Raw genomic sequence first — 15,248 nt, 5'->3', positions numbered from 1 at the left:
TGCTGTAAAAATGATCTATAAGGATAAAGCGCGCCCTGTGACCGATCGGGTACAGGACCTGCTGCAGCGCATGACCCTTGGAGAGAAGGCTGGACAATTAGTCCAGCCTTTCGGCTGGCAGTGCTATGAGAAGCACCCTGACGGAACTACAGGTATGACAGAAGCTTTCAAGCGCCAGGTTGCAGCCGGAGGTGTCGGTTCCTTGTATGGAACGCTGCGTGCAGACCCGTGGACCGGCGTTACCCTGGAGACGGGCCTGTCCCCGAAGCAAGGAGCAGAGGCGGTGAATGCCATTCAGGCCTACGCGATGAAGGAGAGCCGGCTGGGGATTCCCATTCTGTTCGGGGAGGAGTGCTCACACGGACATATGGCGATCGGCGCGACCGTATTTCCGGTTCCGCTGGCTCTGGGCAGCATGTGGAATCCGGAGCTGTACCGGGAGATGTGCCGGGCAGTGGCACTGGAGACCCGCAGCCAGGGCGGAGCGGCCACCTATTCGCCGGTGCTGGATGTAGTGCGTGATCCGCGCTGGGGGCGTACGGAGGAGACGTTTGGTGAAGATCCTTATCTCATCGCCGTGATGGGCGTGGAGGCGGTGAAGGGATTGCAGGGAGAACGGCTGGATGCGGAGGATTCCGTGATGGCGACCCTGAAGCATTTCGCCGCCTATGGCAGCTCGGAAGGCGGGCGGAATTCAGCGCCTGTGCATATGGGACTCCGGGAGCTGCATGAAGTCGATCTGCTGCCCTTCCGCAAAGCGGTGGAGGCCGGAGCGCTGTCCATTATGACAGCCTATAACGAGATTGACGGCGTGCCCTGCACGACGAATCGTTATCTGCTGCAGGATGTGCTGCGAGAGCAGTGGGGCTTCGAGGGCTTCGTGATCACGGATTGCGGAGCGCTGGGGATGCTGACAAGCGGGCATAACACCGCGGGTAGCGGGGAGACGGCAGTGGCCCAGGCGCTCCTCGCCGGCATCGATATGGAGATGTCGGGCGAAATGTTCGAGAAGCACATCGCGGCCGCTATCGAGCATGGACGGCTGCAGGAGTCCGATCTGGACCGCGCGGCCGCCCGGATTCTGGAGCTGAAGTTCAAGCTCGGGCTGTTCGACCGTCCCTACGCCGATCCTGAGCAGGCCGGGCAGACGATCGGCAAGCCGGAGCACCGGGAGCTGGCGCGGCGGATCGCCGGAGAGAGCATCATTCTACTGAAGAACGAGAACGGAACGCTGCCGCTGAGCAAGCAGATTCCGAAGCTTGCGGTAATCGGACCCAATGCGGATGCGCCGTATAACCAGCTGGGCGACTATACCTCGCCGCAGCCCAAAGGCGCGATTGTCACTGTGCTTGAGGGAATCCGGCAGGCGTTGGGCGGCAGTGCGGACAAGGTGCTGTATGCACACGGCTGCCGGATTAAGGGCGATTCCCGGGAAGGCTTCGCCCATGCGCTGGCCTGTGCCGCAGAGGCTGATGCCGTTGTGCTGGCGATTGGCGGCTCCAGTGCCAGAGATTTCGGGGAAGGCACAATCGATCTGCTTACCGGTGCTTCAGTCGTGACTGAGCATTCCTGGAGCGATATGGAATGCGGCGAGGGCATCGACCGGGCCACGCTGAATCTGATGGGCGTACAGCTTGAGCTGGCACAGGAGATTCATAAGCTGGGCAAGCCGCTGATTGTGGTCTACATCAACGGGCGTCCGATTGCCGAGCCATGGATTGTAGAGCATGCTGATGCCATTCTGGAGGCCTGGTATCCGGGCCAGGAAGGCGGGCATGCCATTGCCGATATTCTCTTCGGCGAGGTGAACCCTTCCGGGCGGCTGACGATCAGTATTCCGAAGCATGTGGGTCAGCTTCCGGTCTATTACTATAAACGGCGGACCAGAGGCAAACGGTATCTGGAGACGGACTTCCATGCCGAGTATCCGTTCGGCTACGGCCTCAGCTACAGCGAATTTGCATACAGTAACCTGAAGGTGGAGCCTTCCGTGATATCTGCGGACGGGCAGGCGCTTGTCTCCGTGGATGTGACCAATTCCGGAGACCGGGCGGGGAGCGAGGTGGTCCAGCTGTATATTTCCGATCTGGCCTCCTCCATTACCCGTCCCGAGAAGCAGCTCAAGGGCTTCCGCAAGATCAGCCTCCAGCCGGGAGACACGCAGACGGTGACGTTCAGCGTGGGCCGGGAGCAGCTGGAGTATGTATCTGCGGATTTAACGCGGATCGTGGAAGCGGGAGAATTCGCGGTGATGGCAGGTCCGCACTCCGTAGAGTACTTGACGGCACCGCTCCATGTGAGGGAGGAGAGCTGAGCCATGAAGCGTATGAACCGGTTCACCTTGTGGCTGGCCAAGCGGCAGTGGGCAGAGAAGATAGAGCTTGCGGAATGGAGTATGCAGAGGTCCCGCTATCTTACTCCGGGGAACTATGAACATGAAGAGGAGCTTCACCTGAATTACAGCATTTCACGGCTGGACGGCGGTTATGGAACCACGTATTTCCTTCAGCGGGAGATCACGGTTCCGGGAGACTGGGCGCCGGAAGAAGCCGCGCTGCTCTATCTGGGGCGCGGGGAAGGCCTTTTGAAGATTAATGGAGCACCCTACCATGGCCTGGACAGCAATCACTGGTTCATTCCGCTGCCGCCCGGTACTGCGGGAGGAGAGCTTCAGCTGGAGATTGAGCTGTATGATCCGGTGCCTGAGCCGGAGGACCCGCTGAACCGCCAGGCGGTGATCAAGCCGCCGCTTACAGAGATTGAAATCACGCTGGTGCGGGTGAACCCGTCGGTGTTCAGCCTGCTGCATACAGTGAAAATCGTGCATGAAGCAGCCCTGCTGCTGCCGGAGGGGGATATGCGCCGCATCCGCAGCCTGAAGGCGTTGGAGCGGGTGATGGACACGCTCTATATGAAGGAGGAGCTGCTCGTTGACGGCGATGCCGTCACTGCAGCGGAGCAGCAGTTGCGGACGGAAGCGGCGGCGGAACGCTCTGCGGGGCTGCACCCGGGGACGATGCACATGGTGGGCCAGTCGCATATCGATATCGCCTGGCTGTGGCCGGTCCGGGAGACGGTCCGCAAGGTCAGCCGGACCTTCTCCACGGTCTGCGCTCTGATGGATAAATATCCGGAGTTCCGTTACTCCCAGAGCCAGCCCCAGCTGTATGCCTTCGCCAAGGAGCACTATCCGCAGCTGTACGGGCGGATTAAGGAACGGATTGCCGAAGGGCGCTGGGAGCTGGTCGGCGGCATGTGGGTGGAGCCGGATCTGAACATCCCCGGCGGAGAATCACTGGTACGGCAGATGCTCTACGGCCAGGGCTTCTATATGGAGGAATTCGGCAAGCATTCCACGATTGAATGGCTGCCGGATACCTTCGGCTATTGTGCTTCTCTGCCGCAGCTCTTGAAGCAGGCCGGAATTGAGTACTTCATGACGACCAAGCTCGGCTGGAATGATACCAACCCGTTCCCGCATACGCTGTTCCACTGGGTCGGCATTGACGGAACGAAGATCGTGGCCTATCAGAACCACGGGGTGAACGAGCATACCCATCCGAAGGATGTTCAGGAGCACTGGCAGGCCTATGACCTGAAGGTAGAGCATGAGGAGCTGATGCTGCTCTACGGCCACGGCGACGGCGGAGGCGGGGTTACCCACGAGATGCTGGAATATGTGGCCCGCACCGATCTCGCGCCGGGCCAGCCGGTCAGCCGATTCTCTACGGCGGAGGCATTCTTCTCAGGAGTCGGCTCGCGCCAGCCGGAGCTTCCGGCATGGCATGGCGACCTCTATCTGGAGCTTCACCGGGGCACCTTCACGACCCATGCGTTCAATAAGCGCAGCAACCGCAAGGCGGAGGTCTTATACCGTCAAGCGGAGATCTGGAGTGTGCTCGCGCAGAAGAATAATCATCCGGAGCCTGTACAACCGGCGCAGGAGCGGAAGCAGTTGGTGAAGCCGCAGGAGGAGCTGGCCGAGGGCTGGAAGCTGCTGCTGCTCAACCAGTTCCATGACATCATTCCCGGCACCTCCATTCCCGAGGTGTACACCACCTCGCGGGAGGAGTACGCGGAGATCTTCCGCCTGGGCCAGCAGGTGCTGGATACCTCGCTCCGTGCCTTGGCAGGCGAAGTGAATACTGCGGGTGAGGGCCGTCCCTATGTGGTCTTCAACAGTCTGGGCTGGGAACGGACGGAGGTGATCCGGCTGGAGGGAGGCTGCAGCCTGATGGCACTGCAAGCGTTCGATGAGGACGGCCAGCTGGAGAGCGAATGCTGGAACACAGCCGGAGCCGGCTATATCCTGGCTGTTCGGGTCCGCAGGGTCCCTGCCTTCGGCTGCCGGACCTTCTGGCTGCGGGAGGCTGCTGCGCCTGCCGGTATACGCCCTGATCTGGAGGCAGATGCTGTCGGCGGGTGGCACGGGCAGGAGGCTGCTCCCTTAACTGCGCGAGATAGTTTCCCCGAACAATGGGAGACGGACCATTACATTCTTACCTTTAACGAAGACGGTGAAATCAGCCGCTGGGTTGACAAAAGCGCAGGCCGGGAGCTGCTGCAGCCCGGCCAGACCGGCAATCAGCTACAGTTCTATCATGACACTCCCCCGTTGTGGGATGCCTGGGATCTTGACCCGCGTTATGAACAGCAGCCTGCGGGCAAGGCGAAGCTGCTGGACCGGCAGGTTGTCACCAGCGGCCCTGTGCTGACGGTGCTGAAATTCCGCTGGCAGCTGAATGAATCCCTGATTGAGCAGGAGATTACGCTGCCCATGCAAGGCCGCAGGGTGGACTTCCAGACCCGGGTCAGCTGGAGGGAGGAGCATAAGCTGCTGAAGGTCGCTTTTCCGGTCGACATTGTGGCCGCGAAGGCTACGTATGAAATTCCGTTCGGGTCACTGGAGCGTCCGACGCACCGCAACACCAGTTGGGAGCAGGCGCAATTCGAGGTCTGCGGCCATCGCTGGGCGGATCTGTCCGAGGGCGGCTATGGCGTCAGTCTGCTGAACGACTGCAAATACGGCTATGACATTCATGACGGGGTGCTGCGCCTGTCGCTGCTGCGCTCCCCGCGCTGGCCTGACCGCTATGCGGACCAGGGTGAGCATGAATTTACGTATTCCCTGTATCCGCACGGCGGGGAATGGCGTCAGGCTGGGGTTGTGCGCGAAGCGGCAGAGCTGAATGCCCCCTTGCAGGTGGTCAGCGAGGAGCCGCATGCAGGCCGTTATCCAAGCACTCATGCCTGGCTCGCTTTCCAGAGCCGTCATGTCATGCTGGATACGATCAAGCGTGCAGAGGACGGCAGCGGAGTTATTGTCCGGCTGTATGAATCCGCAGGCAGCAGAGAGACGGCTGAACTGGACTGGAGGGACGGAGACATCCGCGCTTCGCAGGTTAATCTGCTGGAGAGCGATACAGGCTCCGTGGTGACTTCCGGCGGCGTGATTTCGCTCTCCTTCCGGCCCTATGAGGTCCAGACGGTCAAACTATATCACGAAACTTATTCGCAGGAGGAATAGACATGCAAATCACTAGACATCCGAATAATCCTATAGTCGTCCCTGGCGGCTATGAATGGCGCAAGGTTACGGTCTTCAATCCTGCGGTCATCATCGACAACGGCAAATTCTATATGATTGAGCGCACCGCCGGTTCCCTGACCCCGTGCAAGAATTACCTGGGCCTCCTTACGAGCGAGGACGGGGTGAACTTTACCCATGTGAAGGATGAGCCGATTGTGACGCCCGATATGCTCGGTTTCCCGTATGGTAGCGTGCAGGACCCGCGGATTGTCAAAATCGACGGGACCTTCTATTTGAACTACGCCCTGCGCCCCTGCGCCATGAGCTATTATCCTACCGGGGCAGGCGTCCCGGAGCGCTCTATTCCAACCTACCCGGATGGCTGGGGAGAAGAGGAGGGCCACTGGCTGACCCGTTCCTCCATCCTGAAGTCGGACAATCTGCTGGACTGGGAGTTTGTGGCGGACACGACGCCACTGGATATCAATGACCGGGACAACATTCTGTTTCCTGAGAAAATAAATGGAAAATTCGTGCTGCTGCGCCGTCCTGAGGAATATGTGGGCGAAGCCTACGGAACCGAGAAGGCGGCCATGTGGATTACCTACTCCGAGGATCTGGTGAACTGGGAGGAGCCCAAGCTGCTCGCCACCGCCGGGAATCTGTCTTGGGAGTCGCGGAAGATCGGCGGCTCCACGCCTCCAATCCGTACAGACAAGGGCTGGCTGGTGCTCTATCACGGCGTCGATGAGGATATTGTCTACCGTGTGGGAGCGATGCTGCTAGATCTGGAGCAGCCGGAGAAGATCATTGCCCGCACGCATAATTTCATTATGGAGCCGGAGACCTACTATGAGAAATTCGGGTTCCAGATTCCGAATGTAATCTTCCCGACCGGCAACGTGGTCAAGGACGGGCTGCTCTACATTTATTACGGGGTAACGGACACGGCGATTGCGCTCGCGACCGTGCCGCTGGATGAGCTGGTAGAGCATATTCTTAAGGAAGCTAAGTAACTGTTCAGCGTCAGATTTAAAAAAGTGGAATGGAAAAACAGAACATCGTCTTTTTATTTATTTAACATATTTTAACGGAAAACCGAACACAATTGGACTGGTACGCCACGTAAGCCAAATGTAATCGGAAAACCGAACACAATTGGACTGGGTGCACCGCGTAAGCCAAATGTAATCGGAAAACCGAACACAATTGGACTGGACGCCCCGCGTAGGCCGAATGTAATCGGAAAACCGAACACAATTGGACTGGGTGCACCGCGTAGGCCAAATGTAATCGGAAAACCGAACACAATTGGACTGGGTACGCCACGTAAGCCAAATGTAATCGGAAAACCGAACACAATTGGACTGGGAGCGCCGCGTAGGCCGAATGTAATCGGAAAACCGAACACAATTGGACTGGGAGCGCCGCGTAGGCCGAATGTAATCGAAAAACCGAACACAATTGGACTGGGTGCGCCACGTAGGCCGAATGTAATCGAAAAACCGAACACAATTGGACTGGGAGCGCCGCGTAGGCCGAATGTAATCGAAAAACCGAACACAATTGGACTGGACGCGCCGCGTAGGCCGAATGTAATCGAAAAACCGAACACAATTGGACTGGGTGTGCCACGTAGGCCGAATGTAATCGAAAAACCGAACACAATTGGACTGGGTGCGCCACGTAGGCCTTGCGTTTATCGCAGGTTGTGCCAGAAGTATTTTCACAGAAAAACCGAACATAATGTGCTGGCGCGAAGCGGGCGCATGACTCGTTCCCGGCAGAATGGAACTGCTTAATAGGCGTCATAGACATCATAGGCACTATGGACATAAATGTTGCACGTTTTGCAGCTTCGGTTCATAGATAGCCAGGTGGACGGGCGGATTGTTACACAGAATGCAAGAATATCCCTGCTAAACCGTCTAAGATAGGTACAATCCTGCGTTTTGTGCAACAATTCCGGGTTCGGGTGGATAGGATGAGGGCAATGTTGCATTATGTGCAGGATTTTATACAAAGTTACCCGATTTCTGCCGCGAAAAGTGGATGACACCAGGGAATTCCTGCGCAGCAGCCGCTGCCCGGAAGTCTGCTGTTCACAGGGGTCAAAGAAGCTCCGCCCGGAAGTGCGACTATTCACAGGGTGAAGGATTGGCTGTATGCCACAATCTTTAAGCTTAGTCTATTCAGACAGGTCGGGCGGAAGCTCCGCCCGCTTAAACCGGTCTTTTCGCAGCAGTCCCCTTCAAGGTATGTTCCTTGCGGTACTGCCCCGGCGTCAGACCGGTTTCTTTTTTGAACTTGCGGATGAAATTCGGTGCATCCAGATAGCCCACCTGCTCAATGATTTCCTTGAGCGGAGCGCTGGTATTCACCAACAGCCGGATGACCTCATCCACACGCCGCTGCCAGATATATTGTGAGAAATTGCTGCCGGTCTTCTCTTTGAAGCTCCGGCTTAAATAAGAGGTTGAAATGGCAAATTTGAGTGCCACATGCTCCAGGCTGAGGGTGTAGTCTGCGAACTGCTGGTCCACATAAGCCAGAATATCGTCCATTAAAGAAGACTCGTTGGTCTCCGTATTCCGCTCGACCTGCGCGCAGATGGCAGCGGCGAGAGCGAGCAGGCGGCTCTCCAGCTCCTCCAGCGTCTCGAAGGAGGTCAGCTCCGGCATATTGGCGAACACCTCGTCCATGCCAAGCTCGGAGGCGGTGCGCAGAAAAGCGTTCAGCAGATCAAAGCAGATACAGCGCAGCAGGTGAACCTGAAGCGGTTCATCCTTAATCGTGTCAATGGTGTCGGCAATCATCTGGACGGCTACGGATTCGTTGCCCTGCTTCAGGCTCTGCTCCAGCTTCAGCATGGATTTGCGCGGAATCCAGAAGCTCTCGGCAGCAGGCAGACTCAGCTCGGCCAGTTGCTCGAAGTAGGTGACCTGTCCACTGCGCCGGATCATCCGGTGCTCCAGAGCTGCGGCAGCTTCGATGAAGGACTGGTTAAGCCGGGCCAAATCCCGGTAGGCCATGCCGACACCGATACTCAGAGAGAGCTGCGAATGCTCGCGGATCACGGCTTGAACCGCTTCAATAACCTGCTCCATCCGGCTCTGAACCGGCAGGTCTTCATCGCCGGGGAGTGAAATAATCAGGGCGAACTGGTCCTTGACCGAGAATTCAATCCCGAAGATCTGAGCACCCGGTCCCGGCAGACAGATATTGCTGAGCATCTCCTGCAGCACATGGCGCTCCTGCCAGGAATTGCCGCCAGGGGCGTCATCCCAAGACAGAATGGCCGAGAAATAGAGGCCTTGTCCCTGCGGATGCCTGAAGCCTGCACTGAGGATCATCTGCTCAATTTCGGGATCATCCGGCTTGCCGTGCTTGAGCAGCAGCAACATGCACTGATTGCGGACGAACGGCTCCTGAAGATCAATTCTGGCACTGTAATCATGAAGTGTCTGCCGGATCGACTCCCATTCATTCCGAAGCTTGGAAGTGTCATTACCACTGCCTCGCAGCTTGGCGAATTCCATCAGGTCCCGGATCGGATGATACTGCCGTTTGGCCAGCAGCAGTGCGGCAGCTATGCCGGTAATGACTGCAATACAGAAGACGATCAGGATCAGGGTCTGGACATGGGCGACACGGCTGAAGAATTGGAAGCTGGGCATCGTGGTCACGTAGGTCCAGCCATTTTCTTCCGACTGTACAGAAACGACGGAGTACTGTTCCCCGTCCAGCACCAGATTATGAATCCCCGGCTCAAGTGCGGATATATTCTTAAGCTCGTTCTGGGGAAGGCTGGCGCCGTGACTGTTCGCGGTCAGCACCTCGCCGGAGGGGCCGAAAATATAGCTGCTTCCCGAGAAATCGCTCAGAATCGAATCCATGACTCCCGTAAGATTGGATTCCTTCATCAAATAGACGACTGTCCCGTAAGGGAACGGGTCATTCGGTTTCACGGGAACAAGCATGGCGAGCATCGGCTCCATGCGGGAATTAACCGTCACATTCTCGGCGGGACGGACCATCGGCTGCCGGGTCTCATTCAAGTCCTGCCGCAAGTCCTCCGGGCTCCAGCGCTCGAACTGATAGAGGGTACTGAAGGTGACATGAAGATCAGCCAGGCCCCGGTAAGAATAAATGTTGGAATCTTCATGGAAATAGAGAAACAAATCCTCTGCAATGCTGCTGCTGGCCTTATAATTTGCCAGTGCCTGAATGGCCTCCAGGCTGTAGTAGGGATGCCGCACCATATAAGGAGTCAGATGCTTGTCATAGGCGATTCTTCCCGCTATTTCCTGAAGCTCATTCATACGGTCGTCTATCGTGCTCTTCACCTGATTCAGCTGATTGACATTGGATTGTTCAATTTCCATACGCAGGCCCTTGACGGCGTTTTCATAGACAAAGATAGTTACACCTGTCAGAGGAACCAGGAACATGAGAATGTAGGAAAATGCATATTTCAGCAGCAGCCTTGATTTGAAATGATTCCAGCTGAGCCGGAAGCGGTTGAGTAAGGATGGCTTGATTGCTTGATTTACCATGAAGCGGACCCTCCAGTGTTAAAATTATTCAGATTAGAAATCTTTACAGAAATCTTTATAGAAATATTTGAATTATAAATCACTGTTCTCTTCCGGATTGCATCTATGCTAATATAAACATTATAACATTATAATCTTTAGAATGGAGTAGCGTCTCAGGTTTCTTAAAATAAAAGGGTCGATACTTTTCCCTGGACCTAGCATCCTTATATTTCCGCCAGAACCGGCACCGTCTTCTTCAGGACGGCAAAGCCGTTTCTACTTGAAATATAAGAATTTATATCTTCACGTTATAAATGATCCTTCTATTTCTCGCTGAAACGGTGCCATCCTTTATAAGGACGGCAAAGCCGTTTCTACTTGTTAAATATAAGGATGTAAAGGTTTCATGTCATTAACCATTTTTTAGAGGGCGCTTGTATATCCAGGTTAGAGAAGGAGATGGAGGAGTGGGCACAGAGAATGTGCTGCGCAATTTGCAGCTTGTTGACGGGCAGATGGTTGATATTTCCATCCGTGACGGGATCATCACCGCCATTACACCGCCAGGCCAGGCTGAAGGAGAAACCCTGCTGGACGGTTCCGGGTTATTTGTATCAAGCGGATGGATTGATCTGCATGTGCATGCTGTACCGGAGCTGCATCCTTACGGCGATGAGATTGACGAAATTGGAGTGAAGCAGGGGGTAACTGCTCTGGTGGATGCCGGAAGCTGCGGTGCAGACCGGATCGGAGACTTCTATACCCGGAGTCTGGAGGCGGCCACCCAGGTGTTCGCTTTGCTGAATATCTCGAGAATCGGGCTGGAGCGGACCGATGAGCTGTCGCAGCTGGAATGGATCGACCGGACCAAGGTTCTGGAGGCGGCAGCCGCCTATCCCGGATTCATTGTCGGTCTGAAAGCCCGCATCAGCCAGAGTGTCGTCAAGGACAGCGGCATACAGCCGCTTAAGCTGGCACGCACACTGTCGGAGGAGACGGGGCTTCCGCTGATGGTGCATATCGGCTCCGCTCCGCCGGCGGTCTCCGGAGTGCTGGAGCTGCTGCAGCGGGGTGATGTGATCACTCATTATCTTAACGGCAAACCCAATAATCTGTTTGAGGAAGACGGTGCGCCGCTGCAAGGGCTGCTGGATGCAGTTGCCCGGGGCGTTCATCTGGATGTGGGGCATGGCACGGCGAGCTTCTCCTTCCGGGTGGCTGAACAGGCGAAGGCGGCAGGCATCGCGCTGAATACGATCAGTACGGATATTTACCGGGGTAACCGTCTGAACGGGCCGGTATACAGCATGTCGAACCTGCTGACGAAATTCCTCTATCTCGGCTACAGTCTGGAGGAGGTCATCCGTGCGGTCACTACCAGCGCAGCGGAATGGCTGGGCAAGCCGGAGCTCGCCCGGATCAGAGTTGGGCAGCAGGCGAACCTGACCTTATTTGCCCTGCAAGCAGGCGAGAAGCAGCTTACGGACTCGGAAGGCGATGTCCGGGCCGCACACCACTATATTGAGGCTAAAGGAGTCTATGTCAATGGATCACTCATTACAGGCTAGATATGGATTGAAGCGTGTAATTAATGCCAGCGGAAGAATGAGCATTCTTGGGGTCTCCGCGCCGACGGATTCAGTCATGGAGGCAATGAAGCAGGGCGGGCAGCAGTACGCGGAAATTGCGGACCTTGTGGACAAATCCGGGGCGTACATTGCCCGGCTGCTTGGGGCGGAAGGGGCGGTTGTCGTAAACTCGGCATCCAGCGGCATTGCGTTGTCGGTAGCAGCTATTGTGACGACCGGAGACCCGAGGCTTAGCCTCCGCCTACACCAGGAGCCGGTGCTGAAGAATGAGATCATTATGCTCAAGGGCCATAATGTGCAATATGGAGCGCCGGTCGAAACCATGGTATTCCTCGGCGGGGGCCGGGTGGTGGAAGCAGGATATGCCAACGAAGGGCGCAAGGAGCATATCGAACAGGCGATCGGTGAGCGTACCGCAGCCATTCTCTACGTCAAATCCCATCACGCCGTCCAGAAGAATATGATCTCCGTGGAGGAAGCCTGGGAGGTTGCACAGCGCAGAGGGGTGCCGCTGATTGTGGATGCGGCAGCGGAAGAGGACCTGTCCAAATATGTCCGGTATTCCGATTTGGCCATTTACAGCGGCTCGAAGGCGGTGGAAGGCCCGACCTCAGGCATTGTCGCCGGCAAAACAAAGTATATCGAATGGCTGAAGGTACAACTGCACGGCATCGGCCGCAGCATGAAGGTCGGCAAGGAGACCATCTTCGGACTGCTGCAGGCACTGGAGGAATACCAGGATAAAGCTGACAACAGCGGGCTGGAAAAGCAGGCGCTGGAGGCTCTTCAGCCGCTGGCCGCCCTTCCCGGAGTTTCCGTCCGCATCGTGCAGGATGAAGCGGGCAGAGCGATTTTTCGTGGACGGGTCCAGATTGATGCCTCTGCGGCGGGAATGGATGCGAAGACGGTCAATGACCGGCTACGTGAAGGCACGATTGCGGTGTATACCCGGGACTATGGCGTGAAGCAGGGCTATTTCGATATCGATCCAAGGCCGCTGCAAGGGGATGATCTTCAGGTCATCGTCAGCAGAATCATTGAAATTATGGGAGGTAAACAATAATGGGCAAGATTGAGCAGCGCTTCTATAAGAACAGAGCCGCACTTAATGTGCTGGCCGGCAGCATCGGCAATGCTAAGGATGTGTATGAAGCAGCGGACGGGCATGTGCTGGTGGGCGTGCTCTCCAAAAACTATGCCACCGCACAGGAAGCGGCCGCTGCCATGACGGAATATGGCCAATCTATTGAGGATGCCGTATCGATCGGACTCGGGGCTGGAGACAACCGCCAGGCGTCCGTTGTGGCGGAGATTGCCTTAAGCTATGCGGGCAGCCATATCAATCAGGTGTTTCCGGCAGTGGGGGCAACCCGCGCCAACCTGGGAGCGAAGGATAGCTGGATTAACAGCCTGGTCTCTCCCTGCGGGCAGCCGGGATATGTAAATATATCGACTGGCCCGATCAGTTCCGGGGCCGGGGCGCAGGCTATTGTTCCTGTTCATGCTGCCATTGCACTGGTGCGTGACATGGGCGGCAATGCGCTCAAATATTATCCGATGCAGGGACTGAAGCTGGAGGAGGAATACCGCGCGGTGGCCAAGGCCTGCGGGGAAGCGGGATTTGCCCTGGAGCCAACGGGCGGAATCGACCTGGATAACTTTGGACCTATCCTGGAGATTGCGCTTCAGGCAGGCGTGCCGCAGGTGATCCCGCATGTCTATTCCTCGATTATTGATCCGCAGACCGGGAGTACGAACGTACAGGATGTCCGCAGACTGCTGGGTACGATGAAATCGCTGGTGGACCAGTATGCCTAGAATTGCAGCCTTTGGCGAAGTGATGATGCGGCTGCAGGTCCCGGGGGTTGAGACGCTGGCCCAGGGCAGCAGGCTGGAGTATTCTTTTTCCGGCAGCGGGGTGAATGTAACGGCGGCCCTCTCCAGATACGGCCACAACGGTGCACTCATTACCACCCTGCCGGAAACTCCGGTAGGTGAAGCGGCGATCGCCTATCTCCGCAAGCTTGGGGTGGACACGTCGCTGATCAGCCGGGGCGGCAAGCACCTGGGGATGTATTTTCTGGAGAATGGGTTTGGAGCACGCCCCGGCAGAGTGACCTACACAGACCGGCTGGGCAGCAGCTTTAATACTGCGGAGGCAGACCATTATGATATGGCGGCGCTTGCCTCCCGTGTGGACGTCCTGCATTTATGCGGCATTACGCTGGCGATGAATGAAGGCGTGCGCCGGCAGATGAAGCAGCTGGCTGCGGAAGTGAAGAGGGCCGGAGGCAAGGTGGTCTTCGACTGCAATTACCGTCCGGCGCTATGGGGAGCGGATGGCTATGCTAAGGCCCGCCCGCACTATGAGGAACTGCTTACGCTGGCCGATACGGTGATGATGAATGAGAAGGATGCGCAGTTTATCCTTGGCATCGGAACGGGAGAATATGATAGAATAACACAGTTGAAGCAAGCGATTCCCGAAGTGGCGGAGCGCTTCGGAATCGGAACGGCAGCGGGAACCCACCGTGAGATTAACGCTGACAATACGCATTCTCTGACAGGCTATATCTATCATCAAGGGATGTTCCGGTTCTCCCGCAAGCTTACCTTCCCGGTGTATGACCGGATCGGTGCCGGCGATGCCTTTACCAGTGGTGTCATCCACGGTGAATTGCAGCAGTACCCGCAGCAGCAGACGGTGGATATGGCAGCGGCGGCGGCGATGCTGGCCCATACCACCCAAGGCGATACAGCGCTTTTTACCGAGAGTGAGGTGCTCCGGGCGCTGTGTGGCCATACCTTAGATGTTGAAAGGTAGTGAACCCAAGCGTGTCTCTGAAACGCAAGCAAGGCCCCTTATATCAGCAGATCCAAAAAATCCTCAAAGACCGGATTCTGCACGGGGTATATCCTCTGGGGAGTATCATCCCCTCCGAGCCGCAGCTGGAAAAGGAATTCGGCGTCAGCAAAATGACGATCCGCGGCGCAGTCCAGGAGCTGTCCCAGGAAGGCTATGTGCAGAAGAAAAGCGGCATCGGAACGATTGTGACGCGCAATACCTCCTATCAGAAGCTCTCCAAGGGTAAACGGTTCACGGAGCTGCTCGTAGAAGAGGGTCATAAGCTGGAAAAAAGGCTGCTGGCTTCCGAACGCATCGCAAACGAGGCCGGAACGGAAGAATACGCCCGCTACGGGCCGTATTGCCAGCGGATTGAACGTCTATATATTCTGAATGGACAGCCTTATATTCATCTGATGCATTTCCTGACGGCAGCCGCACTTCCCGGCGGAGGAGCCAGAGGAATGGATACCGATATCCAATCCCTGTATGACTCGCTGGAAGAGAACGACATCGTGCTGGAGAACTTCAAGGACCGCTTCTTTGTCGAACCTGCACCTCCTGAGGTCTGCCTGCTGCTGGAGCTTCCGCCGGGAACGCATGTCCTCAAGCGACTGCGTAACTCCTACGATGGGGAAGGCAGACTGATTGAACACAGCATCGGCTGCTATAATACGGAGCTCCATCATTATCTGGTCAGCTACGACACTTGAAGCTGCTTAGGATATGAGTATCTCCTACACCAT

The 15,248-nt window shown here is 56.5% G+C and carries 10 protein-coding genes; 8 read left to right on the top strand and 2 right to left on the bottom strand.

Going from position 1 to position 15,248, the window contains the following annotated elements:
- Positions 1–10 precede the first annotated feature (10 nt).
- Genes R50912_RS28895 through R50912_RS28885 form a run of 3 tightly spaced genes read left to right on the top strand, consistent with a single transcriptional unit; the run spans position 11 to position 6,546 of the window.
- Positions 11–2,314: a glycoside hydrolase family 3 N-terminal domain-containing protein gene (locus tag R50912_RS28895; RefSeq protein ID WP_042243561.1), complete on the top strand. Its 2,304-nt coding sequence runs from the start codon at positions 11–13 to the stop codon at positions 2,312–2,314.
- Between the two features lie 3 nt (positions 2,315–2,317).
- Positions 2,318–5,527 (top strand): alpha-mannosidase, encoded by a 3,210-nt coding sequence (locus tag R50912_RS28890; RefSeq protein WP_042239791.1) that lies wholly within the window; start codon positions 2,318–2,320, stop codon positions 5,525–5,527.
- A 2-nt stretch (positions 5,528–5,529) separates the two neighbouring features.
- The gene (locus R50912_RS28885; protein WP_042239790.1) at positions 5,530–6,546 is read left to right on the top strand and encodes a glycoside hydrolase family 130 protein; all 1,017 of its coding nucleotides are present in this window, start codon (positions 5,530–5,532) and stop codon (positions 6,544–6,546) included.
- A 71-nt stretch (positions 6,547–6,617) separates the two neighbouring features.
- On the opposite strand, the gene R50912_RS35400 is transcribed toward R50912_RS28885, so the two are convergent.
- Complete coding sequence (locus R50912_RS35400; protein ID WP_156123397.1) at positions 6,618–7,196, bottom strand: hypothetical protein; 579 nt, start codon at positions 7,194–7,196, stop codon at positions 6,618–6,620.
- A 556-nt stretch (positions 7,197–7,752) separates the two neighbouring features.
- Positions 7,753–10,086: a helix-turn-helix domain-containing protein gene (locus R50912_RS28880; protein WP_042239788.1), complete on the bottom strand. Its 2,334-nt coding sequence runs from the start codon at positions 10,084–10,086 to the stop codon at positions 7,753–7,755.
- Between the two features lie 497 nt (positions 10,087–10,583).
- Here R50912_RS28880 and R50912_RS28875 point away from each other — a divergent pair, with 497 nt between their 5' ends.
- The 5 genes from R50912_RS28875 to R50912_RS28855 are packed head-to-tail and all read left to right on the top strand — an operon-like array spanning position 10,584 to position 15,215.
- Positions 10,584–11,636, top strand: a complete 1,053-nt coding sequence (locus R50912_RS28875; RefSeq protein WP_042243558.1) for an amidohydrolase/deacetylase family metallohydrolase — start codon at positions 10,584–10,586, stop codon at positions 11,634–11,636.
- Positions 11,614–12,720, top strand: coding sequence for a DgaE family pyridoxal phosphate-dependent ammonia lyase (locus R50912_RS28870; protein ID WP_042239786.1), 1,107 nt, complete (start codon positions 11,614–11,616; stop codon positions 12,718–12,720). Before R50912_RS28875 ends, R50912_RS28870 begins: the two co-directional genes overlap by 23 nt.
- Positions 12,720–13,475, top strand: a complete 756-nt coding sequence (gene dagF / locus R50912_RS28865) for a 2-dehydro-3-deoxy-phosphogluconate aldolase (RefSeq protein ID WP_042239784.1) — start codon at positions 12,720–12,722, stop codon at positions 13,473–13,475. Before R50912_RS28870 ends, dagF begins: the two co-directional genes overlap by 1 nt.
- The gene (locus R50912_RS28860) at positions 13,468–14,481 is read left to right on the top strand and encodes a sugar kinase (protein WP_042239782.1); all 1,014 of its coding nucleotides are present in this window, start codon (positions 13,468–13,470) and stop codon (positions 14,479–14,481) included. Before dagF ends, R50912_RS28860 begins: the two co-directional genes overlap by 8 nt.
- On the top strand, positions 14,481–15,215 hold the full coding sequence (locus tag R50912_RS28855) for a GntR family transcriptional regulator (protein WP_197072999.1): 735 nt from the start codon (positions 14,481–14,483) through the stop codon (positions 15,213–15,215). Before R50912_RS28860 ends, R50912_RS28855 begins: the two co-directional genes overlap by 1 nt.
- The last annotated feature ends 33 nt before the right edge of the window (positions 15,216–15,248 follow it).

It is taken from the genome of Paenibacillus sp. FSL R5-0912, assembly GCF_000758605.1.
In the GTDB taxonomy this organism is placed as follows: Bacteria; Bacillota; Bacilli; order Paenibacillales; family Paenibacillaceae; genus Paenibacillus_AQ.
Note: the sequence above shows the minus strand (reverse complement) of the source record. Positions and strands in the feature narration are given on the sequence as shown.

Excerpts from the sequence above, each read along its gene's own strand:
- dagF (WP_042239784.1), top strand. The coding sequence starts at position 12,720 with ATGGGCAAGATTGAGCAGCGCTTCTATAAGAACAGAGCCGCACTTAAT.
- R50912_RS28890 (WP_042239791.1), top strand. The coding sequence starts at position 2,318 with ATGAAGCGTATGAACCGGTTCACCTTGTGGCTGGCCAAGCGGCAGTGG.
- R50912_RS28870 (WP_042239786.1), top strand. The coding sequence starts at position 11,614 with ATGGATCACTCATTACAGGCTAGATATGGATTGAAGCGTGTAATTAAT.
- R50912_RS28860 (WP_042239782.1), top strand. The coding sequence starts at position 13,468 with ATGCCTAGAATTGCAGCCTTTGGCGAAGTGATGATGCGGCTGCAGGTC.
- R50912_RS28895 (WP_042243561.1), top strand. The coding sequence starts at position 11 with ATGATCTATAAGGATAAAGCGCGCCCTGTGACCGATCGGGTACAGGAC.
- R50912_RS28885 (WP_042239790.1), top strand. The coding sequence starts at position 5,530 with ATGCAAATCACTAGACATCCGAATAATCCTATAGTCGTCCCTGGCGGC.
- R50912_RS28880 (WP_042239788.1), bottom strand. The coding sequence starts at position 10,086 with ATGGTAAATCAAGCAATCAAGCCATCCTTACTCAACCGCTTCCGGCTC.
- R50912_RS28875 (WP_042243558.1), top strand. The coding sequence starts at position 10,584 with ATGGTTGATATTTCCATCCGTGACGGGATCATCACCGCCATTACACCG.